Genomic DNA, 25,853 nt, shown 5'->3' on the forward strand with positions numbered 1-25,853 from the left:
GAGTCAGGTTGGAAACTGATAATAACTAATTATACACCTATCTAAATTTTGAAATTAAGATGGATGTCAGTCTAATAAATAGTTTGTTCGGAGCAATTTTCGCTACGTTTCAAATGCCCGCTGAGCTAGGCAGCAGTAAACAAGGAAGTATTTTGATTTATAGATTTTTATCAATATTCGCAGTGCTCTTTTTATTATCAGCTTGCACAACAGGAAAGCTTTATTACACGAAGGCTTCTGGCGAACGTGTTTTAGGGTGTGATGTGGAGTTTGTTGGTTTACCAAGTGTAGACAAGTTTGCGGTTGAATATGCACTAAGCCTTTGCGCAAAAAGCTCTGTTAAAAAAGGGTATTCCATAGATAAAGAAATGGAGTATCTACTTACCCTAGATCTTCAAATTCCAGAGCCAAAATGTGGTGAATCATGGAACCATAAGTCGGTAAAAAAGCTGTATAAAACTGGTAAACTGTCAAAGAAGGAATATGGCTATATTGTGGCTCACATAGACCTGGGTTTAGCGGTTGTTAATGAATGTTCACCTTTAGCTCAATAAACTTAATCATTTGGAGTGTTTGGGCGAGACATGCAGGATGGCTTCGCCACTTATCCGACCTACCCAACTAGTTAGCTTTTTTCACAAACTTGGCTGTTACCATCATTTCGCCAATGCCATCTACTTTACAATCTAGCTCATGATCTTTTTTATCAAGCACTCGCCTTACGACCGCTTTGGTGCCAATTTTAATAACTTGTGAGCTGCCTTTTATTTTTAAATCTTTGGCTACGGTTACTTTATCGCCATCAGTAAGTAGGGTGCCGTTGGCATCTTTAACTAAAATTGCGTTTTCATCCTTTGTACTATTTGGGTTCCATTCATAGGCGCACTCAGGGCAAATAAGCAGTTGCTGGTCTTCGTAGACATATTCAGATTGGCACTGTGGGCAGGCTGGGTGTGACATTTTTAACGCTCATAAAATAGTAATTTTGCGTATTTTAATCTGCATTAATTGGAAAATATAGTTAATCAATATTTTTTATCTTTACGCTAAAAATATCTCGTTTGTGTGGTTTTTAAAAAGGGCATATAAAGCAGATGTCGCCTAAGCAATTTAGGCGCTAACACTTACAGTAGGTATTTGTTAAAGCACCCATCGGATTAAGTGATACGCGCAATGCACACTTAGTACGATGGGTGTTTCTATTTATAGTGCGATAATTTAAAGATCGCACGCATTTATATTTGGCTTACTACCGATTGGTATAACTAGGAAAAGTCGTGTTTAAAACCTTAATAGTGGTTGATAACAACGAGCAAACACTTGCTCAATCTTTCGAAAATGTAATTACGTTTAATAGTTACTTACGTGATTACCCAAAACATAATGAACCTAAAACTCGCATTATTAATTTATGCGACTCAAGCCAATACTTGAGTAAGGGTTACTATTGCTCATTGCTTGCAGAGGCCCGCAAGCACCAAGTGTTACCCAGTGTAAAAACAATAAACGCGCTTCGAGGCGGCCACGCACCTATGTTAAATGTGGGTCAAATTGATGGCGCAGTATATTTTGGTGATGCCTTAAACGAATTACAAAGTAAAGCGGCTAAATCGGTATTTAAACAATACCCAGCGCCTATTTTATTTGTAGATGAACAAGGTTTGTTACAGCAAGGTTCGCTTAGCTCTTTAAACGAGGAGCAATACAGCAATTTTGTAGCAAAACTAAATATGTTTACCCAAACTCAATGGCGCATTGGCAATGTGCAGCGCCGTTTTAGATGGGATATGGCAATACTCGTTGATCATAACGAAAAAGTACCACCGAGTGATAAAGACGCCATTGCCCGTTTTATAAAAGCAGCGGCCAAACATGGTATTAATGCACAAGCATTGAGCTTTGACGAAATAGACAACATTGCCCAGTTTGATGCGTTATTTATTCGCCAAACTACAGCGATTGACCATCCAACGTATCGCCTTGCAAGTAAAGCGCAAAGCCTTGGTTTAGTGGTAATAGACGATGCTGAGTCTATTTTACGTTGTTGTAATAAAGTGTACTTACACGATGCGTTTAATTATCAAAAAGTGCCCAGTTTAAAAACGGTTGTAGTGGCTGATCAATCAGCGCAAACGCTTGAGCAATTAGAAGAGGCGTTTACCTATCCGCTTGTGTTAAAAATGCCTGAAGGGTCGTTCTCAAAAGGGGTGTTTAAAGTTGCAAACCGCAGTGAGCTTGAAGCTAAATTAACCGAGCTGTTTGAATATAGCGCATTGGTACTTGCACAAGAATACATGTACACAGAATACGATTGGCGAGTGGGTGTGTTAAATGGCCGCGCTATCTATGCGTGTCGTTACTTAATGGCGCGCAACCATTGGCAAATTTATAACCATGACGCTAAGCGGTTTTTCTCGGGGGGCTTTGAAACGCTACCAACCTTTGAGTTACCAAAAGCTGTATTAGATGCCGCATTAAAAGCATGTAAAACTGTGGGGAAAGGCTTATATGGCGTTGATGTTAAAGAGCATCAGGGCCGTGCTTATGTACTTGAAGTAAATGACAATCCAAGTATTGATCACAAAGTAGAAGACGGCTATTTAGGCGACGAGCTATACATGATCATTATGGACGAATTTAAACAACGTTTAGAAGCCCGAGGCCGTGGATAATAACATGAGTAACCTTGTTATTCGAAAGGCACTTAACAGTGATTTAAACGCACTGATTTACGTTGAAAACGTCTGCTTTAATAACGACAAATTGAGCCCGCGTAGTTTAAAACGCTGGTTAAGTGCTAAGCACGGTATTTTACTAATTGCAGAAAATGGCGAGCAAGTATGCGGCTATGGGCTTGTGTGGTGCCATAAAGGTACACGTTTAGCGCGTTTATATTCGCTAGCTGTAAAACCCACAATGCAAGGTAAAGGCATTGCCAAAATGCTATTAGCTGCGCTTGAAAAACAAACCTGTGAGCGTGGGCGTATTTACCTTCGCTTAGAAGTGGCTGTAAATAACGACAGTGCGATAGGGCTTTATAAAAGTTTGGGTTACAGAGTCTTTGGCCAATACAGCGATTATTATGACGATCATAGTGATGCGCTGCGAATGCAAAAAAATATTCGCCAAACGAGTGAGTTAAAAGTAGCGCGATTAACGCCGTGGTATCAGCAAACTACCGAGTTTACCTGTGGGCCTGCGGCGTTATTAATGGCAATGGGGGCACTTAAGCCAACAACCGAGCTTAGCCAATCACACGAGCTGGCACTGTGGCGTGAAGGCACCACCATTTTTATGACCTCAGGGCATGGTGGTTGCCATCCGTTTGGTTTAGCACTTGCCGCTAACAAACGCGGCTTTAAAAGCGAGGTCATGGTTAATACCACAGAGCCTTTGTTTTTAGATGGCGTACGCAATGAGAACAAAAAAGTGGTACTAGCAACAGTGCATCAACAATTTGTTGATGGCATTGCACAGGCAAATATACCGCTGATGCACAAAGACGTAGAGCTTGAGCATATTGAACAGTGGTTAAGCCAAGGCTTTAGCGTACTGTTATTGATTAGTACATACAGTTTTGATGGTAAAAAATCACCGCATTGGGTGTGCGTTACCCACCTTGATGAGCACTGCGTGTATGTTCACGACCCATTTTGCGAGCCAGGAAGCGACAAACAACTCGCAATAGATTGCCAGTACGTGCCTATAGCGCGCAGTGATTTTAGTAAAATGTCAGCATTTGGTGGCCAACGGCTAAGAACCGCAGTAGCCATTGCTAATAATTAATAGGTATTAATTAAAGAGTGACTTTTTTAGATTTAATTGATGTAGCCCCTTATTCGTGGGCAGCCATTGGCACCGCCGCTTTTTGCGGTGCCATAATTGGTATAGAGCGCCAGTTACGAGGTAAACCTGTGGGTATTCGTACCTCAGCGTTAATAACGCTGGGCACGTATTTGTTTTTATCGACCGCGTTTAACTTACAAGGCGATGTGATTGATCATTCTCGTGTAGTGGGGCAAATAATTACAGGCATAGGCTTTTTAGGCGCTGGGGTCATGCTTGCAAAAGACGGCGCCGTAGTAGGGGTTACCTCAGCTGCAACCATTTGGGTGCTTGCCTCAATTGGCGTAATGATAGCCACCGACAATTTAGGCGCTGCTATTAAACTTTCAGTGCTGGTGGTTGGTATTTTATATGGTGTAGATGTACTTGAAGCAAAATTTAAAAGCTTAAGTAAAGGCGTACACGCTAAAGTAAAAAACTATCAAAAGCGTTACTACCGAAAAGACTTTAACGACATAGAACGCCACTAATTTAGTGGCGTTTTTGCATTAGCCAAATAATTTTCTTCTTACTACTTTTCTGTACTCGCTTGGCGTTTGGCTTAGCACTTTTTTAAACACGCGAGTTAAATGACCTTGGTCGTTATAGCCAACCTCAAGCGCCACTTCTTGAATAGTTAAATTAGACGACGCTAATAATTCTTTAGCTCCTTCAACCCGTAATTGCTGCCAATATTCTATAGGGCTTTGATTAGTGGCAAGCTTAAAACGCCGTGTGAAGGTACGGTAGCTTAAACTAAATTGTGCCGCTACTTCTTGAAGGTTTAATTCGCTGGCTAGATTAGTTTTAAGCCAAAACTGAATTTGCGCTATGAGTTCATCTGGGTGGCGGTCAACCGCGCCTTCAAGGTAGCGCTGATCTTCGTAAGGTTTTCGTACTTCGTGCGAAAAGTTACGTTCTACGTGCTGCGCAGCGGCTTTGCCGTAATATTGGCTAATAATATGTACGATCACATCGGCAAGGGCATTTAAGCTTGCCACCGTATACATGCGCTCAGATTGGGTTATAAAAAAGTCGGGTTTTAGGCTTACTAATGGGTAGTCGTGGCTAAATTGTTTTGCATAATGCCAGTGGGTTGTTGCAGGGTGCCCATCAAGTAACCCTGCCTCTGCAATTAAGCAGTTACCAGTGCCCACACCAATTATATGGCTGCCAGTTTCAAAGCTTTCTTGTAGCCATTCAACAATTTCTTTATTAGTACGAACGACAGGGCGTGGGTTTCGCCAAATGCCGGGGACTATAATTAAATCGTTATATGGTGCGTTGGCAGTCGTGAAGTCGGGAACTATAGCAAGGCCTGTACGGGTTTGTATTGGCTCATTATTTTTAGCAATTAAATTTATACTAAGTGGTCTAAAGTCAGCTTGGTTTAAGTGGCCTTTTGCATAGGCTTCGCCCGCTCTCAGCATTTCAATGGGGAGCGTTAAACTGGTAATGAGTAAGTGTGGGTACACAGTGATTGCAATGTTTAGCGCGGGGTTAAGCGATTTTTTATTCATTTCAATGCTCCGACCAGTACTTTTTGGCCTTTTGTGCAAAATATTTGGCTATTAAAGCATAAAGAGTTGTTATTAATCCAATTAAACTGTTTGCTTCTCCAATAACACGCATTAAAGGTTAATTATGACAGCATTACCCATAATAGTAGGCATGGGCGGTATAAACGCCGCAGGCCGAACTTCTTTTCATCAAGGTTACCGCCGTATCGTATTAGATGCATTAAACGCACAAGATCGTAGTGAAACATTTCTAGGCCTCGCCACATTAATGAACTTGGTAAGCGTTGTTGATGGTAACCTTCAAGATTCAAATGGTAATAATGTTGAGCAAAGCGACATAGAAGCACGCTTTGGTGAGCAAATTATTGCTGGTACACTTATTCGTAAAATTGAAAAAGAACATTTTGATGCAGATGCCACGCCTTGGCAGCAAAAAATGACGTTAAAGACATCTGATGAAAACGCAATTGTATTTGAAACTCGCGCACGTGATTTACCAACCCCTGTGCCTGCAAGCTGGAATGTGCAAGAGCTTGACGGCAAAAAAGTAAAAGTAACCATAGCCGCAGACTTAGACGTAAAGCTTGATTCTACCCGTGACAACCCAATTAAATCGGCAGGGCAGCTTCCTACTGGGTTTGACCCATCAATTATGTATAACAGCCGTTATCAGCCTCGCGGTTTGCAAGCCACCATTTTTGCTGCAAACGACGCGATTAAATCAACAGGCCTTGACTGGCAACGCATAATGAATAGCGTAGAGCCAGATAAAATTGGTACCTATTCAGCCTCTGTTATTGGCCAAATGGACGACAAAGGGTTAGGTGGTTTAGTTAAAGCGCGTCAGCAGGGCGATCGCGTTAGTACTAAGCAATTAGCACTGGGTTTAAACACGATGTCGACTGATTTTATAAACGCGTACGTTACCGGTAATGTAGGCACTACGTTTTCTACCTCAGGGGCATGTGCCACTTTTTTATATAACTTACGCGCTGCAGTAAACGACATTCAAGCTGGGCGTACCCGTGTTGCAGTTGTTGCAAGTGTTGAATGCGCTATTACGCCTGAGGTAGTTGAAGGGTTTGGTAATATGAGCGCGCTTGCAAATGTTGAAGGCCTGCGCCGTTTAGATAACTTAAGTAGTGAACAAGAGCCCGATTACCGTAAAAGCAGCCGCCCATTTGGTGAGAACTGCGGTTTTACCTTAGGTGAGGGGGCTCAGGTTGCTATATTAATGGATGATGCACTGGCTCTGGAACTCGGTGCAGACATTATGGGCTCAGTACCTGATGTATTTGTAAATGCCGATGGTATTAAAAAATCAATAACCTCACCGGGCCCAGGTAATTATATTACCATGGCTAAATCTGCGGCATTGGCAACAAGCTTATTAGGTAAAGAGGCGCTTCAAAATCGCAGCTTTATTTTAGCGCACGGTTCAAGTACGCCGCAAAACAGAGTAACTGAGTCACTTATTTATCACAAAGTAGCGCAAACCTTTGCTATTGATAACTGGAAAGTAACGGCGCCAAAAGCTTATGTAGGGCATACAATTGCACCTGCTAGTGGCGACCAGCTAGCGATTGCGCTGGGTGTATTTAGTCATAATATTATGCCGGGTATTACTACCATAGATAAAGTTGCTGACGATGTTTATGCAGATCACTTAGATATACGAAACAGTCATTACGATTGCGGCGATATGGACATAGCCTTTATAAACTCAAAAGGCTTTGGCGGTAATAACGCCACAGCGACTGTACTTAGCGCTAAAGTGACACTACAAATGCTTGCTAAGCGCCATGGTCATGAGGTTATGAGTCATTATGCAGATAAAAATACATCTGTTGTTGCTGCGCAAAATACCTATAGAGCACAGGCTGACCTTGGCAAGTACGAATTAGTATACCGTTTTGGCGATGGCGCCATTGACGATAACGACATTGTAATTGGCGAAGACGGTATTGAACTACCAGGTTTTGATAAAGCCATCTCGTTTAGTACAACCCACTCCTATCAAGATATGTTTTAAGCACACATACTTGAAACCCAAGGCGCTTTATTAAGCGCCTTTTTTATATTTATGAGCTTATTAGTCTATAGTTAAATTTTGGTTAGTTATAAATATAAGCTTGCATCTTTTTATAATGTTTGTTCCATAATAGCTACTTTGCGTTCTAGGATGGATAATCAAATGAAAAAACTCTCTATAGCTCTTTCTATAATACCTGCATTAACTTGTGTGCCAGTAATGGCAGATTTTGTGCCAGCTGAAGTTGTTAAGGACAACTACAATAAACAAACAAATACATCTTCTCGTGTGTCACGCTTTGAAGGCTTAAATTTAAGTAGTTATGTTGTGAATGAAAGTGGTCAAGTTAGTGATATTGAAATTGTTGCATCTATCGGGCAAGACAAATACAAAAGAGAAGTTGTAGAGTATGTGTCAAAACTAAATTACAAGAGTGCTCAGGTCGATGGTAAATCAGTGCCAAGTGCAAAGCTTATTACTGTAACGTCTCAAAATTTACACTTGGGATACACTAATGACAAAGCAACGCATGGCTTTTTTAATGATTATGAAGCGGCAAGTAATTTAATTAATGAAAAAAAACTAGACGAAGCGCAAAGTAAAATAATAGAGCTAGAACGCGACCATGCCAAAAATACTGTTGAAATAGTATTACTTTCATGGTTAAAAAGTCAGCATAGCTATTTTACGAAAGATTGGAACGGCTTTGACAAACACATTAACAATGCATTTTTGTTCAGAGATAATTTACCAGATCAGATAAAAGTGCGAGTGGTAAAAAATGCTTTGCAATGGTTTATTTCTAAACAGGATTACGTGCGCGCTTATGATGCAATTGATGCCCTAGGAAACATTAAAGCCTTTGTTTTTACAGATGAAAATAAACAACAGTTGTTAACTCAAGTTAATGATATTTATAAAAACTCAGACGATATAAACCAGCAGATAATGATTGAAACAGATCAAGCTGTTATGCCTTTATTGTCTAAAAGTGAGGTGGTGCTTGAATCAGCAATGCCACTTAGCAAGGTTCAACTGCGCTGTGAAAATAAAGTGGTAAATTACAACACAAGCGCTATTGATAAAATTACTATTTCTAAAGACGATTTACGCTGTGGATTATTAATTAAAAGTGCGCAAGCACAAACGGTCACTTTAAAACAAAGTGGTTATGCTTTTTTGTAAATAGCTAACAACATAGTCTTAATAAAAACCCCAATAATTGGGGTTTTTTATGCTTAAGCTATATTACTTTAATTTTTTTACATACCTGAGCGTTATAAAGTTAATTATAGCCAGCAAAATGGCTACTTCATATCGGTTATTTGCCACAGCAATACCAATTAAACCCATGTTCCATATGCTCGCTGCGGTTGCAGTACCTGATGTTGACTGGTTATTCTTCAAAATTGCGCCACCACCAATAAATCCGATGCCGGTTATAATTCCTTGTAGCATTTTAGATTGTGCTTCAGATGAGTCTAACACCGACATAGCTATAAGTGCGTACCCGCACGATGCAACCGCGACTAAAGGAAATGTTCTTAGCCCAGCCCCATCTTTACTGCGCTCTCTGTCGTATGCCATTGGCAATGCGAGAGCGTAGGCAATGCCTAAATGAATTAAGTTATCTAAGATTTCGTTCCACTGTAAATCAAATTCCATTGCTATTCTCGATTAAATAAACTTAAGTTACAAAAGCAAGTGCCGCGCCAAATATAAAAACATTAAAAATCAATGAGTTGCTTTTCATACCAGGTTGGTTGAGAGCATATTTAGTAAAATGTACACATTGGTTTATCACTTTTACCTCATGTGTTTATAGGTGTATTTAAATTGGTTTTACAACTTTTTACAGTCTTAATTTTATAATCGTTTAGTATTTATAAATATTTTAGAGGAGGGGATTATGAAATTATTAGTAACTATTTTAATAAGTGTGTTTTTAAGTGGTTGCACGGTGGCAGGAGTTTTAATAGATGGGCATGCCCAAAATAACGAAAAATTAAATCAAAATATGAATAGCACTGCTCGTTCAGATCCTTACAAAGATCCCTTTAAACCCATTGCAAAAGATAGAGAAGGGTTTTCTTTTACAAAATTAGGTTTAAAAATTGATTCTGCATTAGTCGACTTTGTCAGTGTGGAGAATAATCAACAGCGCAAAGTGTGTAGAAAGGTAGGTAAAAGTTTAAAAGAGTGCGTAGAACTAGAGAATCCAGAACTACACACTAACGAGGCTACGCAGTTAAAAACTGACTATGAAATAATAAGTGTTGGTCAATAAAGCTACTGATGAAAAAGTAACTATGGTCGTAACCTTCTTGCATTTCAAGCGTTAACGGGTAACTCTTATCGTGAGCAACTGCCACTAGGTTTTGTGGTTTTAGTTGCTCTTCTAAAAAACCATCGGCATCACCCTGCGATAGCAGCATAGGTAGGTAATCCGCTTGCTTTGCTAGTTTCATAAGTTCGCAGGTATCGTATTGCGCCCAAAGTGATTTATTGTCACCTAAATAACCAGTAAATGCTTTTATCCCCCAAGGGCAATTTATTGGGTTAACTATTGGGCTAAACGCAGAGGCACTTACATAGGCTGTTGGATTTTTAAGTGCAAGCATTAAAGCACCGTGCCCACCCATAGAATGACCACTAATGGCTTTGGTACTTGTTACTGGAAAATGCTGTTCAATAAGCGCAGGTAGCTCATTAACCACGTAGTCGTACATATTAAAATGTGTGTTGTAAGGTGCTTGCGTTGCATTAACATAAAAGCCAGCACCTTGCCCAAAGTCGTAATTATCATCGTTGGGTACATTATCGCCACGCGGGCTCGTATCGGGTGCCACTATTGCAAAACCCAGCTCGGCGGCTTTTTTAAAAGCGCCTGCTTTTTGCATAAAATTTTCGTCGGTGCAGGTTAAACCCGATAGCCAATAAAGCACAGGTACTTTGTTTTTTTCACTTGCATCAGGTGGTAAAAATACTGCAAAACGCATAGTGCAATGGGTACTTGTTGCAGCATGAGTATATTGCTTATGCCAACCACCGGCTACTTTTGTACTTGATATATTCTCTAACATAATAATCCTTAAAAGCCGTAAACTTTTTGGTTTTACGGCTTTTTATTAAGTCGTTTACTAAGTGCTTATTAGTAATGAATTACGGTACGAATACTTTTACCTTCGTGCATTAAATCAAACGCGTCGTTAATTTCCTCAAGGCTCATTGTGTGGGTAATAAAGTCGTTTAACGCAAATTCACCCGCCATGTAGCGCTCAACAATTTCAGGAAGTTGCGAGCGGCCTTTAACACCACCAAATGCGCTACCACGCCATACTCGGCCAGTTACCAGTTGGAAAGGACGTGTAGAAATTTCTTGGCCAGCACCGGCTACACCAATAATTACAGATTCCCCCCAACCTTTATGACAACACTCAAGTGCAGAGCGCATTACATCAACATTACCAATACATTCAAACGAGTAGTCAACACCACCGTCAGTCATTTCAACAATTACTTCTTGAATTGGTTTGTCGAAGTCTTTAGGGTTTATTAAATCAGTTGCGCCAAGTTTAGTGGCAAGGTCAAATTTACTGGTGTTAATGTCTACACCAATAATACGACTCGCGCCTGCCATTTTTGCACCAATAATTGCAGATAAACCAATACCACCCAGGCCAAATATAGCAACGGTATCGCCTTCTTTAACTTTGGCTGTGTTAGTTACCGCACCCATTCCGGTTGTTACACCACACCCTAATAAACAAATTTCTTCTAAAGAAGCTTCTTTGTTTACTTTGGCTAATGAGATTTCTGGAAGTACTGTGTACTCAGAAAACGTAGACGTACCCATGTAGTGATAAATTGGTTGGCCATCTTTAAAAAAGCGAGTTGTGCCGTCTGGCATTAAGCCTTTACCTTGGGTTTCACGTACTGCTGAACACAAGTTAGTTTTGCCAGATGTACACATTTTACAAACGCCACATTCCGCTGTGTATAAAGGAATAACATGATCGCCCACTTCAACACTTGTTACGCCTTCGCCAACTGCGTATACAACGCCTGCGCCTTCGTGGCCTAAAATAGCTGGGAATATGCCTTCAGGATCTTCACCTGATAAGGTAAATGCATCGGTATGACAAACACCAGTAGCAGTAATTTTTACCATTACTTCGCCTTTTTTAGGCATCATCACATCAACTTCTTCTACGCTTAAAGGTTGGTTTGGGCCCCAAGCAATCGCCGCTTTTGATTTAATAAATTCAGACATGTGTTTATCCTTTGTAGTGGTATTAAATATCAATTGTAGACCCAATTTGTTTGGGTGATGCGACTATTGTATTTGTTTCTCATATAATGATAATCTCTGATTTATTAAAACACTTTTACAGTATGGTAATAATGGCACGTTGGGACGGGATTGACGAATTTATAGCAGTCGGTGAAGAGGGGAGCTTTACTGCTGCGGCAAAAACGTTAGGGCTTTCGGTTGCGCATATTAGCCGGCATGTAACCGCCCTTGAGCAACGTTTAAATACCCAGCTTTTAACGCGTACTACCCGCAAAGTGGTTCTTACCAAAGAGGGTGAGATTTTTTTACATCAAATAAAGCACTTACAGCATGCAATGGACGATGCTACGCAAGGCCTTGCAACACATCAAACTACGCCTAAAGGAAAAATTAAGTTAACGGCCCCTGTCATGTATGGGGAGACATTTATTATGCCTATTGTGCACAATTTTATGCACGATCACCCTGAAGTAGAAGTTATTGCCACCTTAAGTAACGAACAAGAAGATTTATTAGATGGAGGGTTTGATTTAGCAATACGGTTAGGGCATTTAAAAGATTCAAGTTTAAAAGCTCGAAGGTTAAGTGCTCGGCGCTTTATTATGTGTGCATCGCCTTCATATTTAAGGCGCTTTGGTGAGCCACATACGTTGGGGGAATTAAATAATCACCAGTGCTTAATAGGTAATAGCAGTTATTGGCGTGTAAACGAAAATGAGCGTGAAAAACACATTAAAATTGCTGGTAGGCTACAGTGCAATAGTGGGTGGGCACTTGTTGATGGTGCTAAAAAAGGCTTAGGAATTGTACAACTGCCTGACTATTACATAGGGAACGAGATTAACAGTGGTGAACTTGTGCCTATTTTAACGTCATACCAACCTAAGCAAGAAGGTGTGTGGGGTGTTTACCCGCCGCGCCAGTTTGTAGCTACTAATGTACGTGTATTGCTAGATTATTTAGTTGCTGACCTCAAAGCGTAAATTGCGCTAAATAGATTGCTGAAAAATCAGCCAAGTCTCAGATTTATAAATTATTTCTTACATTTATGGTCATATTCAATTGCGCTAACTTCGTGCTACTATAGCAGAACACTTTTAACACAAATGTTTTAAATAATATGTTTCAACCGGTTAGCCTATTTATAGGACTTAGATACAGCCGCTCCTCTAAAGGGAACGCGTTTATATCGTTTATTTCTTTTTTTTCTATTGCCGGTATTGCTATTGGTTTAATGGCTTTATTTACTGTAAGCAGTGTAATGAACGGCTTTGAGCACAGTTTAAAAACCAATATGTTAGGCCTCATTCCTCATATTGAAGTTGAATCTGGAAAGCATAAACCAGGTGAAATGTCGGTTCTTAAATCAAATCTAGCTAAATCTCCTTACGTGGAACACGTTAATTTATATCGCCATGGCGAAGCTATTTTACAAACCAATAAAGATCTTCACGGCGTATTGCTGCAAGGCTTATATGACAATAACGGTGCGTTATACAAAGTGACTGACAAAATAGTGCAAGGTAATTGGCAAACAGTACTAAGTACAAACTATAACATTGCTATAAGTCGCTATTTAAGTCGAAAACTGGGCATTGGTTTAGGTGATAAACTCCGTGTGATCATGCCAAATGCATCTACTTACACGCCTTTGGGGCGTGTGCCTAGCCAGCGTTTATTTAAAGTTGCAGCAATATACGAAACAGGCTCTGAAATAGACATGGCACTTGCCTTTACAAGTGGGGCATCGCTTCAGCGTGTTTTAAAGTTAAATAAAAATGTTGCCCCAAATTTAAGCGTGTCACTTTATGAACCTTTCGAATTAGATGAATTTACAGACGCGAGCAAACTTATTTTAAAGGGTTACAACTATTCAGACTGGCGAAGCACCCAAGGTACTTTATTTGCCGCAGTAGCAATGGAAAAGCGGATTATGTCTATGCTACTTGCACTTATTGTGCTGGTGGCTGTATTTAATATTGTATCAGCCTTAACAATGATGGTGAGTGAAAAACAAGGGGAAGTTGCGATACTGCAAACTCTTGGCCTTACCCCATCGCAAGTACAAAAAGTATTTATGGTTCAAGGGCTTTATAACGGAGTTATTGGCACATTAATTGGGGCTTTTGTGGGTGTACTACTGAGTTTATACATTAATGAACTACTTGAGTTAGTTGGCTTGAATCTACTTGCTGGCATTGAATTACCTGTGAAATTTGATGTGATTAGTTTAGCAATAATTGCGTTTGCCAGTATTGCTATGAGCTTTTTAGCTACCTTATATCCTGCGCGCAAAGCCGCAAAAGTTAAACCAGCAGAGGTGTTGCGTTATGAATGATTTAGTAATTAGTTGTGAAAATTTAAGCAAAGTATACCAAGACGGTAATAACCAAGTAGAAGTGTTAAAAGGCGTTGACTTATCACTTCAACAAGGTGAAATGCTGGCTATTGTAGGTAGCTCTGGCTCGGGCAAAAGTACGCTTTTGCATGTACTCGGTACACTTGATACTGCCACTGCAGGTATTGCTAAAATCAAAAATCAAGAAGTGGCTAAGTTATCTCGCACTGAACAAGCAGCATTTAGAAATAACAACCTAGGGTTTATTTATCAGTTTCACCATTTATTGATGGAGTTTAGTGCTGTTGAAAATGTAGCAATGCCACTATTAATAAAAGGTTTAACTGCAAAAGAAGCCAAATTACAGGCGCTCGACATGCTCGAAAAAGTTGGCCTTGCGCATAGAAGTGCGCATAAACCTTCAGCACTTTCAGGAGGAGAGCGCCAACGTGTTGCCATTGCCCGTGCTTTGGTAACCAAACCTGCGTTGGTTCTTGCTGATGAGCCAACCGGTAATTTAGACAAGCAAAACGCAATTAAAATTTATGATTTAATAAACGAGCTAAACCAAAGTTTAAACACCAGTTTTGTAGTGGTAACTCACGACTTGGAGCTTGCTGATAAGCTAGGTAAAATTGCGTATTTAGATGACGGTAAATTAGCAGTAAAAGAGTCTAGCCATGTTGCTTAGTGCATTTTTAAGTAAACGGTTTAGAGCATACTCTGGCCATAAAGACGAAAAAAACGGGTTTGTTAGTTTTATTGCTAAGGCTTCTACTATCGGTATTTTATTGGGGGTAGCTGTATTAATTGTTGCACTTTCAGTAATTAATGGCTTTGAGCAACAATTAGTCCATCGTTTATTAAGCGTAGTACCACAGGTTGAATATGTAGCGCCAAGCCGTCCTATTGCTAACTGGCAACAAAAAATAGCTAATTTAGAAAGTCAGCCGCATGTCACTGGGGCTGCTCCATTTATAGCGGTGAATGGTATGGCACAGTATAAAAGCCAATTAAAAGCGGTTGAAATACGGGGTGTTAGCCCTTTGTATGAGGGTAAGGTTTCTGCAGTGAATCAGTTTGTAACAGGCAAGTTGGTGAGCCAACTATCCACTGAAGAGGTTATTTTAGGCCAGCAAATAGTAAAGCAACTTAATGCAAAAGTGGGTGATAATATTACTTTGCTAATACCTCAAGTTGGACAAACGGGAGGTCAGTTATTAGCACCTAAACGCGTTACATTAAGCCTTGCAGGTGTTATTGAAATGGGTGGCCCCATTGATAGCACGGCTGCGTTTATACATTTGACAAAAGCACAGCAAACACTTGGCTACGACGAAACCCAAGTAACAGGTTTAAGATTAAGTGTTGATGACGTGTTCTCGGCGCACCAGATAGCGCTTAATGTAGGGCAAACCATTAGCGATTATGTGTATATTTCTAGTTGGTTTAGAACACAAGGCAGCTTATACCAAGATATACAAATGGTTCGTACCATTGTGTATATTGTTGTGTTTTTAATAATTGCTGTTGCGAGTTTTAATATTGTGTCGTCGCTAGTCATGGAAGTGCGTGAAAAAGAAGGCAATATCGCCATTTTAAAAACCATGGGCGCGAAAGACAGCACTATTTTAGCCACCTTCGTAATGCAAGGGTTAACGCAAGCGTTTGTAGGGGTATTGCTCGGTACTTTTATAGGTGTTGTATTGGCATTAAATATAAGTGAATTATTTGCTTGGCTAAGCCAGTTAATGGGGGCTAATCCTCTTGAGGGCGTTTACTTTATTGAGTTTTTACCTAGTAAACTTGTACTCGAGGACATAGGAATTACAGTAATAGCGACCTTTATACTCGCAGTTTTTGCGACTATTTACCCTGCCTGGCAAGCTACACGAGTCGATCCCGCAAAGGTGCTTGGTAATTAACCTCATTAAAATAATAGGGTCGGGTTTGTAAAGCTGCTAAACTACGCGTTTATATAATGTTGAGCGCTATTGCTTAGCTTTACAATCCCTTACTCAGGAAATTACTTTGACAAATAACGATATTTTACGCCGCCTTCGCTACACTTTTAATTTAACAGATACTGCCATGGTTGATATTTTTGCTGCAGCAGAGGCCACAGTAACCACAGATCAAGTCTTTGCATGGTTAATAAAAGAGGGCGAGCAAGGCTTTGTTGAAATTTCAGACACTGAATTTGCATCGTTTTTAAACGGTTTTATCAACACTAAACGTGGTAAGCGTGACGGCGAACAACCAATACCAGAGAGTAAGTTAAATAATAATATTATCTTTATGAAGTTACGCATTGCTTTAAACATGAAGGCAGAAGATGTAATAGCCACGCTTGCATTGGTTGATTTTGATTTAAGCAAACACGAATTAAGTGCGTTTTCTCGTAAAGTAGACAACAAGCATTACCGAGTGTGTAACGATCAAATTCTGCGTTTATTCTTAACAGGCGTTCAGCAGCAATACCGCCCTGAGTAATTACTAATAAATATTTTGTCCAAAAACGTTGTAATAACCAACGTTTTTTAGACAGTCATCGTTAAGTGTTTACTAATATTGTAATTAATCAAACATAGCGATAATATTTAAAGGCTAATTTTACTAGACCAATTTAAATGGCTTAAAAAGCAACCATCATATAAATACAAAAATAGCGGCTTTTAAGTACATTATTTCAAGCCAACGAAAGTATAAAAGGAATTTAAAATGCAATTAATACCCGCAACATTTTATTTTCCGCCTGACAAAGAAAAAGACTTCCAGCATCAACTTAATAAAAGCACCGTTCACTTTGCTAATATAGCCTTGTATTTAGCTGCTTTATTTTTAACGATTTTGGTTATTCTTTCGTGGTTAAACGATGAACAATCTATATCCTCTGTTATTAATATTCTTAGGCTTTCGATGGTTTGTTTGTCGTTTGTATTGATTTATGTAAACAATAAATTAAAGGAAAATACTTACATTATCGTTGTTTTGCTTATGGTATTTTATTTTGCGTTTTATTTGGGTATTTATTTTGGTCCTTTGTTGGGCTATATGGTTATTTAAACGAGGGAGGGCCTATGCTTGTAGTGGCTTCCTTTTCTGCAATACCCATGCTTCATTTAGGCCATAAACTTATTTTATGGACAATTACGGGGCTAAGCCTTTTAAGTGTTCATTTGTTTTCATCCACGCCAATAATATGGAGTATTTACTTTTACATTAGTATTGTAATTGTGATGGCGTGTATTCAATATCAACTTGATATACTTTTACGTAAACAATATGAAGCAGAGCTCGTGGAAACACAAAAAGCGAATGTAGATCAGCTAACAGGGTTGCATAATAGACACAGTTTTGACTCAGAATGTAAACGCTTAATGAATCAAATTAAGCCATCACAATCGCTAGCGCTTGCTATGATCGATATCGATGATTTTAAAAAATACAACGATAATTACGGTCATTTAGATGGAGATAAAATACTTATTGATGTTGCAAGCAGATTGCAAAATTGCGAGGCAGATATCGTTGTCAGGTTTGGCGGCGAGGAGTTCATCTTAGTTAAAATATTAGGCCAAAACAAATTAGACTGGCTTGACGACTTACCTATTCGCTTTGCCTCAAGTCCGATAAGCCACGAATACTCAACATTTAAACGTATAACAGTTTCTGCTGGCGTGGTTGTAGCTGATTTTTGCTCCCTTCGTCCGGATATGAAAGTATTACTAGCATCTGCCGACAAAGCGATGTACACAGCAAAAAATACAGGGAAGAATAAAGTAATTAAAGATTATATATCATAGCGTTGCCCAACATCTGTATTTTGTGGTGTTGGGCAAGTATATGTTATGAAAATGATTTACCTAATAATATTTCGTGCATTTGCTCGCGCATTTTAAATTTTTGTAGTTTGCCTGTGACTGTCATTGGGTAGCTCTCTACAAAACGAATATATCGAGGCATTTTGAAGTAGGCTAACTTGTCTTTTAAAAATGCACGAATTGCCTGTTCATCGAGTGTTGTATCTTCTTTTGCTTGGATCCACGCACACACTTCCTCACCGTATTTTTCATCGCTAATACCAAATACAGCAGCGTCTTGTACGCCGGGGTATGTATAAAGCACCTCTTCAATTTCTCGAGGGTAAACGTTTTCACCACCACGAATAATCATGTCTTTAATTCGCCCAACAATACTTACAAACCCTTCGCTATCCATAACACCTAAATCGCCTGAATGAAGCCAGCCGTCACTATCTATTGTGGCTTTTGTTTTTTCTTCGTCATTCCAATAGCAGCGCATTATGCCTGCACCTTTTGAACATACTTCACCAGGTAAACCTATTTTTTGAATATTACCCAGTTCATCAATAATTTTAACCTCAGTATGAGCAAGGGCGCGCCCAACAGTGGTTACTTGACGCTCTATTGATGAGTCAGTTTCAGTAATATTATTTATAGGGCTACATTCAGTTTGCCCATAGGCAATTAAAACCTGATGCATATTCATTTGGGTTTGAACTTTACGCATGACTTGTTCAGGACAAGTAGAGCCTGCCATAACACCGGTTCTAAGTGACCTTAAGTCATATTTATTAAAACTACTGAGCTCAAGTTGGCTAATAAACATAGTGGGAACACCGTGTAGTGCTGTACAGCCTTCTTGTTCAACTACATCAAGAGTTGTTTTTGCATCAAATGAATCACTTGGATAAATAGCTGCAGCACCTTTGGTAATGCACAAGAGGCTCCCCAAAACCATACCAAAGCAATGATAAAGAGGAACAGGAATGCAAAGTTTGTCTTTATGTGTAAACCGCATAGAGTCGGCAACAAAAAGCGCATTATTTAAAATATTTTTATGAGTCAGTGTAGCGCCTTTGGGGTTGCCCGTTGTGCCTGATGTAAATTGTATATTTATGTCCTGATCGGCGTTTAAATTAGCCGCTATAGCGTGTAATTCGAGCTGATGGGCGGGTGTAGCTAACTGCATAATATGTGAAAACGAAAACATACCAGGGATGGGATCATCACCAATACTAATAACGTTTTTAAGGCTCGGTAGTACTTTTGACTCAAGCTTACCTGGGTCGGATTGGTTAAACTCTGGCGCTAAACTAGTTAGCATCTCTATATAATTACTGCCTTTAAAACTGTTTGCAGTAATTAAAGTGGAACAATCTACGCTATTTAGCGCATAAGTCAGTTCGCTCGGGCGATATGCAGGGTTTATACATACCATAATGGCACCAATTTTTGCGGTAGCAATTTGAGTTAGGCACCACTGAATGTTATTCGGTGACCATATTCCTACCCGTTCACCTGGTTTAACGCCTATGGCTAATAGCCCCATCGAGAGTTGATTTACTTCTTTTTGAAACTCTTTATAGGTTAAACGGATGTTTTGATGATTTACTACCACCGCGAGCGAATTGGGGTTTTTGTCGACAATAAAATCAAAGTAGGCACCAATGGTTTTATTGGTTAAAGGTGTATTTTGTGAGCCTTTAAAATAGCTTTGTGACAACGGTAATGTGTTTATAAGTTCTACTTCTTTAACCGCTTTATGTTTTGTGTGCATTTGTTTTCTCCGTGTCGATGTGTGTGACGTACATAAACTAAAGTTTAAATAAACATATATTGTCGACAAAGAGAAGGGTGGTTAGACTAATGTATTAGTCATAATTGTGAGGTAGTATATAAGGGTTGCATCTAAAGCGAGGCATAAGTTTTTTAAAACCTTATGCCAAATACGCTAAGTTAGTCAGTAGATGTGTTAACTAAATTGGGCATTAAGTTAAGTCTGTTATGAATTGCATGATGAATAAATTCAAGCTTTGTTCTTACTGCTTGCGTTAACACAAACGGATAGGCATCGGCTAAACCCATGCTGCGGTTAAGAGAATTTAATATAATCGAAAACTCCATCCAACTATCTAAAATTGATGTTATTGAAGTTTGCCCATAAAAATAGTGTGAATTTTGTGGCAGTCTTAGCTCATTGGCTTCATCTATCTCGTATTCACTACCGGTAATAGAGCCTGTAATTGAAAAGTTTTTTGCAGTCTCTAGTGTGTCAATAATATGCATGTAGTGAGCCCATGTTTCAGCCCAGTCTTCAAATGGGTGCATAGTGGCATACTCGCTAATAAAGTTTTCATGCCAATTAGCGGGTGCACCATTTTTATAATGTAAGTCGAGCGCTGCTTGATAATCAAGCGCGTCATCGCCAAAGTATTGCTTACATAAAGCGTGTTTTTCTGGTGAGTTGGCTATGAGTTGATCAAAATAATAATGGCCTAATTCATGTCGAAAATGACCAAGTAACGTACGGTAGCGCTCACCCATTGCATGTTTTGTATGTGAGCGCGCTATATCATCTGCTTCGGCTAAGTTTATAGTGATATGCCCACAATTATGTCCGGTAAAAACATCCTCATGACCAGCGAGCTTTGTAACAAAGTGATCGTTTACGTTTCTGTCTGTTATAAAGTCAAAACTTAAACCATTTACAGGGTCTTGGTTTAAGTTATTAAGCGGAACACAAAGTGCCTTTAAAGTATATAAAGCACGGCGCTTAGCCGTTTCCATATTGCGCCAAAGCGGAATATGTTTGTCTATAGTTAAATCGGGAACTGTTTCATTAAAGCGACACGCAAAACAGAGCGTTTCGTCTTTATCTACGGGGGGGGCAAACGTATTTAAATTAACCATGCCATTACATGCGCCAAAGTGTGCGTTGTTATCGCATTTTTGATAAGGCACAGTGGGTTGCTCTGTCTTGAAATATAACCCTGTTTTCTCGTTAAATTCGTAGGGTTCAACAAGGTTAAAATTGTCGTCAATTCCTAAAGTACGACCACAGGCTAAACAATGACTACTTTCAAAAAAAATGGTGAGGTTATCTTTACAGTTACATTTAAAGGTTTTCATATTTTTACCGAACTAGCAAAAAAGGGCATAAACAACAAAATGGGTTATGCACGTGAACAGTCGCAAAGTTACGCATTATATGCGTTGTAATAATTCAGTCTTTTTAGTATTAAACTCACTTTCACTTAGCGCACCTAACTCTTTTAAATGCGCAAGCTTTTCGATTATTTCGAGAGTTTCAGTTACCGAAAATGGCAAAACATTCCCTTGTGAATTTATTATATTATTTACCGCTTTTTGTTGCGTTTGCTGAGCTTGTTGATCACTTGCTGGGTTATTTACAGGTTGCTCAATAGGGACTTGTGTTGCTTGTGCAAAATTTTGTTGCTCAGGTTGAATAATAGTATTTGTTGGTTGTGAAATTAATGGCAAACTATTTACGCTAATGTTTCCCCACTGGCTGTTAAACGTAAGAGAAGTATCGCTACCTTGTTGCTGGCTTACACCACTAATTTGGTGATCAAGCGTATCGTAAATAGTTATTTGGCCATTTAGCTCAATGGCTAACCTGTTTTGGAATACCGCATAACGGATATTATTTTGCGCGCCACTACTAAAAGGGCTTCCTAAATCAGTTGGCCACCATTGATCGTTACCTGTTGTACCTGCTGGTATTACAGGAAATACCTGATTAGCACTTAAAAGGTTAGCTAGTTCATTACATAAGTTATCGACGGTATTTTTTAACCCGTTATTAAACATATCACCAACCATGGTCATACCACCTCGCATCCATTGACCCGAACCACCAAGCTCAGGGCAATTAAACTGAGCCATTGAGCCGCCACCATGATTTACTGCTATTAGCATATGCACTACGGCATCGTAGCTAAGGCCATAACGCGCAGATATATCTTTTACTAAATTATCGCCAGTATCAGTTAGCGTTTGCATAAATAGGTGTCCTTTAATTAAGGGTGTGTCATTTGCACATTTCCATGGTGCATTTGATGATAATAAAAGCGTGAAGATTAATATTACTTTAATCGTTTTGCTTTAATCTGAGTTTGACTAATTCTTAAAACATAAATGGTTAAAAATCGCTCCACTATAACAGCTTTATAAATTTAAATAGCAGTATTTAGTATGAACTATTTTTTAATGCTCGGCGTGCTTATTTAAAGTGAAATAATTTAAATCAGTTGTTTTTTATTTAGCCATTAATGGTTTTATAGAATACAGTTAGTAAAACATTAATGGATATTTTTCTTTGTTAATATTCAATATTTTAAATTGTTGTAATTTAATAAAGACTAAATTTTAGTCTTTATTGGTGCAGCGTTTGCACCAAAACAAAGGCAAAATTTTTTTAATTACGTAAATTTGTGAAAACTAATATCTATGTGAATGGCCAATGTGTGTTTTTTAGCAGTTTTTAAGGCCTCGTATAAGTAAAAATTTTATGGAATATAAATTGCACAATATTGCTTAGGATAAGTCATATTTTGTAATACCTAACTGGCTATACATTATTAAAGGGGAATTAATCAATGACAATTACTGTTGGTATAGCGCACCATACTCAATACAAGTACGACCGAGCGGTAAACATGGGGCCACATATCTTTCGTTTACGTCCTGCTCCGCATAGCCGCACAAAAATAAAAAGCTACTCGATTAAAATAGTCCCTGAAGATCACTATATAAATTGGCAACAAGACCCTTTTGGCAATTATCAAGCAAGGGTTGTGTTTAATAAGCCTACAACGGAGTTTAGCTTTACGGTTGACCTTGTTGCTGAAATGACCGTAATTAACCCTTTTGATTTCTTTTTAGAAGAATACGCAGAAGAGTTCCCTTTTGAATACGATAAAGTGTCAAAAGCAGAGCTTAATCCTTATTTAAAAAAGCGAAAGCCAAGCCCTAAATTCGTCGATTTAATTGAGTCTTTACGCCCTGAAAAGCCTATTAGAAGTGTTGATTTTTTAGTAGCGGTTAACCAAGCTATTTATAACTTGGTAGGGTATGGCATTCGTTTAGAGCCTGGCGTTCAAACGGCAAATGAAACACTAACTAAAGGTACTGGTTCGTGTAGAGATTCTGCATGGTTATTAGTGCAACTTTTTCGCCATTTAGGCTTAGCTGCTCGCTTTGTTTCTGGTTATTTAATTCAACTAACGTCAGATCAAAAATCATTAGATGGTCCAAGCGGCCCTGAAGAGGATTTTACCGACTTACACGCATGGACCGAGGTTTACATTCCTGGTGCTGGTTGGATAGGGCTTGATCCAACGTCAGGCTTATTTGCAGGCGAAGGGCATATCCCGCTTGCGTGCACGCCTGAGCCAAGCTCTGCTGCACCGGTATCGGGTGGTATTGATGAATGTGAATCTGAATTTAGTTTTTATAATAAAGTGACGCGTGTTCATGAAGACCCGCGTGTAACTAAGCCATACTCTGAAACACAGTGGAGCGCTATAAACCGTTTAGGTTTACAAGTTGATGATATTTACAATCAAGAAGGGATCCATTTAACAATGGGCGGTGAACCTACGTTTATTTCAATAGACGATATGGAGCACCCGCAATGGAATACAGAAGCAGACGGCAAAGAAAAGCGCGTACTTGCCCAAAACTTATTTGTTGCTATGAATAAGGTATATACAAAAGGCGGCTTTACACATTACGGACAAGGCAAGTGGTACCCAGGCGAACCATTACCTCGTTGGCAATATGCATGTTACTGGCGCAAAGACGGACAAGCGCTTTGGAAAGATACAAACTTACTCGCTGATCCTAATAAAAACTATAAATTAGATCACACAGACACTAAGCGCTTTACCGAAAAGCTCTGCGAGCAAATAGGCTTAGAAACAAAAGCAATTACAACTGCCTATGAGGATATTTTATATCATTTATGGCAAGAGGCTTCGTTACCTAAAGAGGTCGGCCCAAAAGAGCCTGAGTTGTTAAATGCCATGAGCCGAAAAGGCTTTTTAGCAAAAATGGAAAAAGGTATAGAAAACCCTGTAGGTTATGTGCTGCCATTACAATTTAATGAAGGTAGACACTGCTGGCAATCCTGCCTGTGGGAATTTAAACGTGAACACTGCTTTTTACTACCCGGTGAATCACCGCTGGGCTATCGACTACCACTTGATAGTTTACAGTGGAGCGGCAATATAATTGACCGTGACCCATTTGATATACCAACAAGTTTTGAGAAAACTAAAAAACTTAAAAAAGGCTTTATTGGTAGCGAAATGATCAAAACGGCTATGGCACTTGAAGTGCGAGAAGGGCGTTTATATATTTTTATGCCGCCAACGAGTCATTTTGAACATTACATCGCATTATTAAATGCAATAGAAAGCACGGCTAAAGCGCTTTCAATACCCGTTGTTATAGAAGGCTACAGCCCACCTAAAGACAGCCGTATAGAAAAATATGCAGTCACACCTGACCCAGGTGTTATTGAAGTAAATATACATCCTTCAACCTCATGGAAGCAGCTAGTTGATAGAACAACAACACTGTATGAGCTTGCTAAACAAACGCGCTTAGGTACCGATAAGTTTATGGCAGATGGTCGCCATACAGGTACTGGTGGTGGTAATCATGTAACACTTGGAGGCGAAACGCCTGATCAAAGCCCATTTTTACGCCGTCCAGATATATTAAGAAGCTTTATTACCTATTGGCAGCATCATCCGGGGTTATCTTATTTATTTTCAGGTTTATTTATAGGCCCTACAAGCCAAGCACCCCGTGTAGATGAAGCGCGTGATGAGCTGCTTTATGAACTTGAAATTGCCTTTTCGCATATGCCTGAGGGCGAAGTGCCTGAGCCATGGCTAGTGGACCGACTACTACGCAATTTATTGGTCGATTTAACAGGTAATACGCACAGAGCAGAGTTTTGTATTGATAAACTGTATTCACCTGATTCGCCAACGGGGCGCTTAGGTATTGTCGAGTTTAGAGGTTTTGAAATGCCGCCGCACTCGCGAATGAGCCTGGTGCAAATGTTATTACTGCGTACCTTACTTGCTTGGTTTTGGAAAAAACCTTACCACAAACCATTGGTACGGTGGGGTACAGAGCTTCATGATAAGTTTTTACTGCCTCAGTATGTCGAAGACGACTTAGCTGAAGTAACGCGTGACTTACAAGAAGCAGGTTTTGCGTTTCAATTAAGCTGGCTTAATCCATTTTTTGAATTTAGGTTTCCGGTTTGTGGCACACGCGAACTCGATAACGTAACCCTAGAATTAAGAACCGCAATAGAGCCTTGGCATGTTCTAGGTGAAGAGGCTAGTGCATCAGGTACTGCACGTTATGTAGATTCATCCCTTGAGCGTGTACAAATAAAAGTAAAAGGCGCTATAAGCGATAGATACATTGTTACTTGTAATAGCCGTAGAGTGCCGTTAAAAGGGGTTAAAGGAAAAGGGCATGATGAACTTGTAGCGGGGATTCGCTACCGAGCTTGGCAGCCACCTACAGCACTACATCCTACTATTGGCGTACATGCCCCCTTAGTCTTTGATTTAATTGATACGTGGGAAGGGCGCTCACTAGGCGGATTTGTTTATCATGTAAGCCATGCTGGAGGACGCAACCCTGAAACTTTACCTGTTAATGCATTTGAAGCTGAAGGGCGCAGAGTTGCACGTTTTTGGGAACACGGTCATACGCCATCGTTGTTAGCATCCGATCAACCAAGTTGGAGCCCTTCAGCGGCAACGCGTACGTTTACGAGCGCAGAAACGGTGAGTGACTTTGTTGTACCTGATGAAGAAAACGTTAATATGGATTACCCAAATACGCTTGATTTAAGACGTCAACCACGATTCAAATAAAGCATAAATAAGCTTAATAATGATGTTATTCCACTTTTAAATTAATTAAAGTGGGATAACCTATATTCAATCCTAGCTTTAAAGTTAACGATATAACTTTAAGATGG

23 protein-coding genes are annotated in these 25,853 nt (G+C 39.5%); 15 read left to right on the forward strand and 8 right to left on the reverse strand.

Features of this window, described 5'->3' with window-relative positions; translation table 11 throughout:
* Positions 1-152 precede the first annotated feature (152 nt).
* Complete coding sequence (locus tag AC27I2_RS17705; RefSeq protein WP_487205044.1) at positions 153-554, forward strand: hypothetical protein; 402 nt, start codon at positions 153-155, stop codon at positions 552-554.
* A 67-nt stretch (positions 555-621) separates the two neighbouring features.
* Here the strand turns inward: AC27I2_RS17705 and AC27I2_RS17710 are convergent, their stop codons facing one another.
* Positions 622-960: a zinc ribbon domain-containing protein YjdM gene (locus AC27I2_RS17710; RefSeq protein ID WP_219423103.1), complete on the reverse strand. Its 339-nt coding sequence runs from the start codon at positions 958-960 to the stop codon at positions 622-624.
* Positions 961-1,277: 317 nt separating this feature from the next.
* Here AC27I2_RS17710 and AC27I2_RS17715 point away from each other — a divergent pair, with 317 nt between their 5' ends.
* The 3 genes from AC27I2_RS17715 to AC27I2_RS17725 are packed head-to-tail and all read left to right on the forward strand — an operon-like array spanning position 1,278 to position 4,316.
* Positions 1,278-2,672 carry a RimK family protein gene (locus AC27I2_RS17715; RefSeq protein ID WP_487205045.1) on the forward strand — a complete coding sequence of 465 codons (1,395 nt, stop codon included), beginning with the start codon at positions 1,278-1,280 and terminating at the stop codon, positions 2,670-2,672.
* A 4-nt stretch (positions 2,673-2,676) separates the two neighbouring features.
* Entirely contained in the window at positions 2,677-3,786 is a 1,110-nt protein-coding gene (locus tag AC27I2_RS17720; protein WP_487205046.1) for a GNAT family N-acetyltransferase/peptidase C39 family protein, read from the forward strand.
* A 17-nt stretch (positions 3,787-3,803) separates the two neighbouring features.
* Positions 3,804-4,316 (forward strand): MgtC/SapB family protein, encoded by a 513-nt coding sequence (locus tag AC27I2_RS17725; protein WP_058403909.1) that lies wholly within the window; start codon positions 3,804-3,806, stop codon positions 4,314-4,316.
* Between the two features lie 18 nt (positions 4,317-4,334).
* Here the strand turns inward: AC27I2_RS17725 and AC27I2_RS17730 are convergent, their stop codons facing one another.
* Positions 4,335-5,345 (reverse strand): GlxA family transcriptional regulator, encoded by a 1,011-nt coding sequence (locus AC27I2_RS17730; RefSeq protein ID WP_487205047.1) that lies wholly within the window; start codon positions 5,343-5,345, stop codon positions 4,335-4,337.
* Between the two features lie 124 nt (positions 5,346-5,469).
* On the opposite strand from AC27I2_RS17730, the gene AC27I2_RS17735 reads away from it, so the two are divergent.
* Positions 5,470-7,377: a beta-ketoacyl synthase gene (locus AC27I2_RS17735; protein ID WP_487205048.1), complete on the forward strand. Its 1,908-nt coding sequence runs from the start codon at positions 5,470-5,472 to the stop codon at positions 7,375-7,377.
* Between the two features lie 162 nt (positions 7,378-7,539).
* Entirely contained in the window at positions 7,540-8,562 is a 1,023-nt protein-coding gene (locus AC27I2_RS17740; protein WP_487205093.1) for an energy transducer TonB, read from the forward strand.
* A 63-nt stretch (positions 8,563-8,625) separates the two neighbouring features.
* Here the strand turns inward: AC27I2_RS17740 and AC27I2_RS17745 are convergent, their stop codons facing one another.
* The gene (locus AC27I2_RS17745; RefSeq protein WP_006794759.1) at positions 8,626-9,042 is read right to left on the reverse strand and encodes an MgtC/SapB family protein; all 417 of its coding nucleotides are present in this window, start codon (positions 9,040-9,042) and stop codon (positions 8,626-8,628) included.
* 244 nt (positions 9,043-9,286) lie between these two features.
* Here AC27I2_RS17745 and AC27I2_RS17750 point away from each other — a divergent pair, with 244 nt between their 5' ends.
* Entirely contained in the window at positions 9,287-9,664 is a 378-nt protein-coding gene (locus AC27I2_RS17750; protein WP_487205049.1) for a hypothetical protein, read from the forward strand.
* On the opposite strand, the gene fghA is transcribed toward AC27I2_RS17750, so the two are convergent.
* Positions 9,618-10,460 carry an S-formylglutathione hydrolase gene (gene fghA / locus AC27I2_RS17755; RefSeq protein ID WP_487205050.1) on the reverse strand — a complete coding sequence of 281 codons (843 nt, stop codon included), beginning with the start codon at positions 10,458-10,460 and terminating at the stop codon, positions 9,618-9,620. The two genes, AC27I2_RS17750 and fghA, sit on opposite strands and share 47 nt — an antisense overlap.
* A gap of 68 nt (positions 10,461-10,528) precedes the next feature.
* Positions 10,529-11,650 (reverse strand): S-(hydroxymethyl)glutathione dehydrogenase/class III alcohol dehydrogenase, encoded by a 1,122-nt coding sequence (locus AC27I2_RS17760; RefSeq protein WP_138530120.1) that lies wholly within the window; start codon positions 11,648-11,650, stop codon positions 10,529-10,531.
* Between the two features lie 131 nt (positions 11,651-11,781).
* Between AC27I2_RS17760 and AC27I2_RS17765 the strand changes: the two genes are divergently transcribed.
* From AC27I2_RS17765 to AC27I2_RS17795, 7 genes are all read left to right on the forward strand, one after another.
* Positions 11,782-12,654, forward strand: coding sequence for a LysR family transcriptional regulator (locus tag AC27I2_RS17765; protein WP_487205051.1), 873 nt, complete (start codon positions 11,782-11,784; stop codon positions 12,652-12,654).
* 137 nt (positions 12,655-12,791) lie between these two features.
* Positions 12,792-14,009, forward strand: coding sequence for a lipoprotein-releasing ABC transporter permease subunit (locus tag AC27I2_RS17770; RefSeq protein WP_487205052.1), 1,218 nt, complete (start codon positions 12,792-12,794; stop codon positions 14,007-14,009).
* Positions 14,002-14,700 carry a lipoprotein-releasing ABC transporter ATP-binding protein LolD gene (gene lolD, locus AC27I2_RS17775; protein WP_487205053.1) on the forward strand — a complete coding sequence of 233 codons (699 nt, stop codon included), beginning with the start codon at positions 14,002-14,004 and terminating at the stop codon, positions 14,698-14,700. Before AC27I2_RS17770 ends, lolD begins: the two co-directional genes overlap by 8 nt.
* Entirely contained in the window at positions 14,690-15,934 is a 1,245-nt protein-coding gene (locus tag AC27I2_RS17780) for a lipoprotein-releasing ABC transporter permease subunit (RefSeq protein ID WP_487205054.1), read from the forward strand. The genes lolD and AC27I2_RS17780 overlap by 11 nt, the downstream gene beginning before the upstream one ends.
* A 106-nt stretch (positions 15,935-16,040) precedes the next feature.
* Positions 16,041-16,502 carry a YehS family protein gene (locus AC27I2_RS17785; RefSeq protein ID WP_058403919.1) on the forward strand — a complete coding sequence of 154 codons (462 nt, stop codon included), beginning with the start codon at positions 16,041-16,043 and terminating at the stop codon, positions 16,500-16,502.
* A gap of 228 nt (positions 16,503-16,730) precedes the next feature.
* Entirely contained in the window at positions 16,731-17,075 is a 345-nt protein-coding gene (locus AC27I2_RS17790; protein WP_487205055.1) for a hypothetical protein, read from the forward strand.
* A gap of 14 nt (positions 17,076-17,089) precedes the next feature.
* Entirely contained in the window at positions 17,090-17,815 is a 726-nt protein-coding gene (locus AC27I2_RS17795; protein WP_487205056.1) for a GGDEF domain-containing protein, read from the forward strand.
* 43 nt (positions 17,816-17,858) lie between these two features.
* On the opposite strand, the gene AC27I2_RS17800 is transcribed toward AC27I2_RS17795, so the two are convergent.
* From AC27I2_RS17800 to AC27I2_RS17810, 3 genes are all read right to left on the reverse strand, one after another.
* Entirely contained in the window at positions 17,859-19,592 is a 1,734-nt protein-coding gene (locus AC27I2_RS17800; protein ID WP_487205057.1) for an AMP-binding protein, read from the reverse strand.
* Between the two features lie 179 nt (positions 19,593-19,771).
* Entirely contained in the window at positions 19,772-20,944 is a 1,173-nt protein-coding gene (locus tag AC27I2_RS17805; RefSeq protein WP_487205058.1) for a zinc-binding metallopeptidase family protein, read from the reverse strand.
* 75 nt (positions 20,945-21,019) lie between these two features.
* Entirely contained in the window at positions 21,020-21,838 is an 819-nt protein-coding gene (locus AC27I2_RS17810; RefSeq protein ID WP_487205059.1) for an SHOCT domain-containing protein, read from the reverse strand.
* 596 nt (positions 21,839-22,434) lie between these two features.
* Here AC27I2_RS17810 and AC27I2_RS17815 point away from each other — a divergent pair.
* The gene (locus tag AC27I2_RS17815) at positions 22,435-25,746 is read left to right on the forward strand and encodes a transglutaminase family protein (RefSeq protein WP_487205060.1); all 3,312 of its coding nucleotides are present in this window, start codon (positions 22,435-22,437) and stop codon (positions 25,744-25,746) included.
* The last annotated feature ends 107 nt before the right edge of the window (positions 25,747-25,853 follow it).

It is taken from the genome of Pseudoalteromonas sp. NH0006-46 (assembly GCF_057547735.1).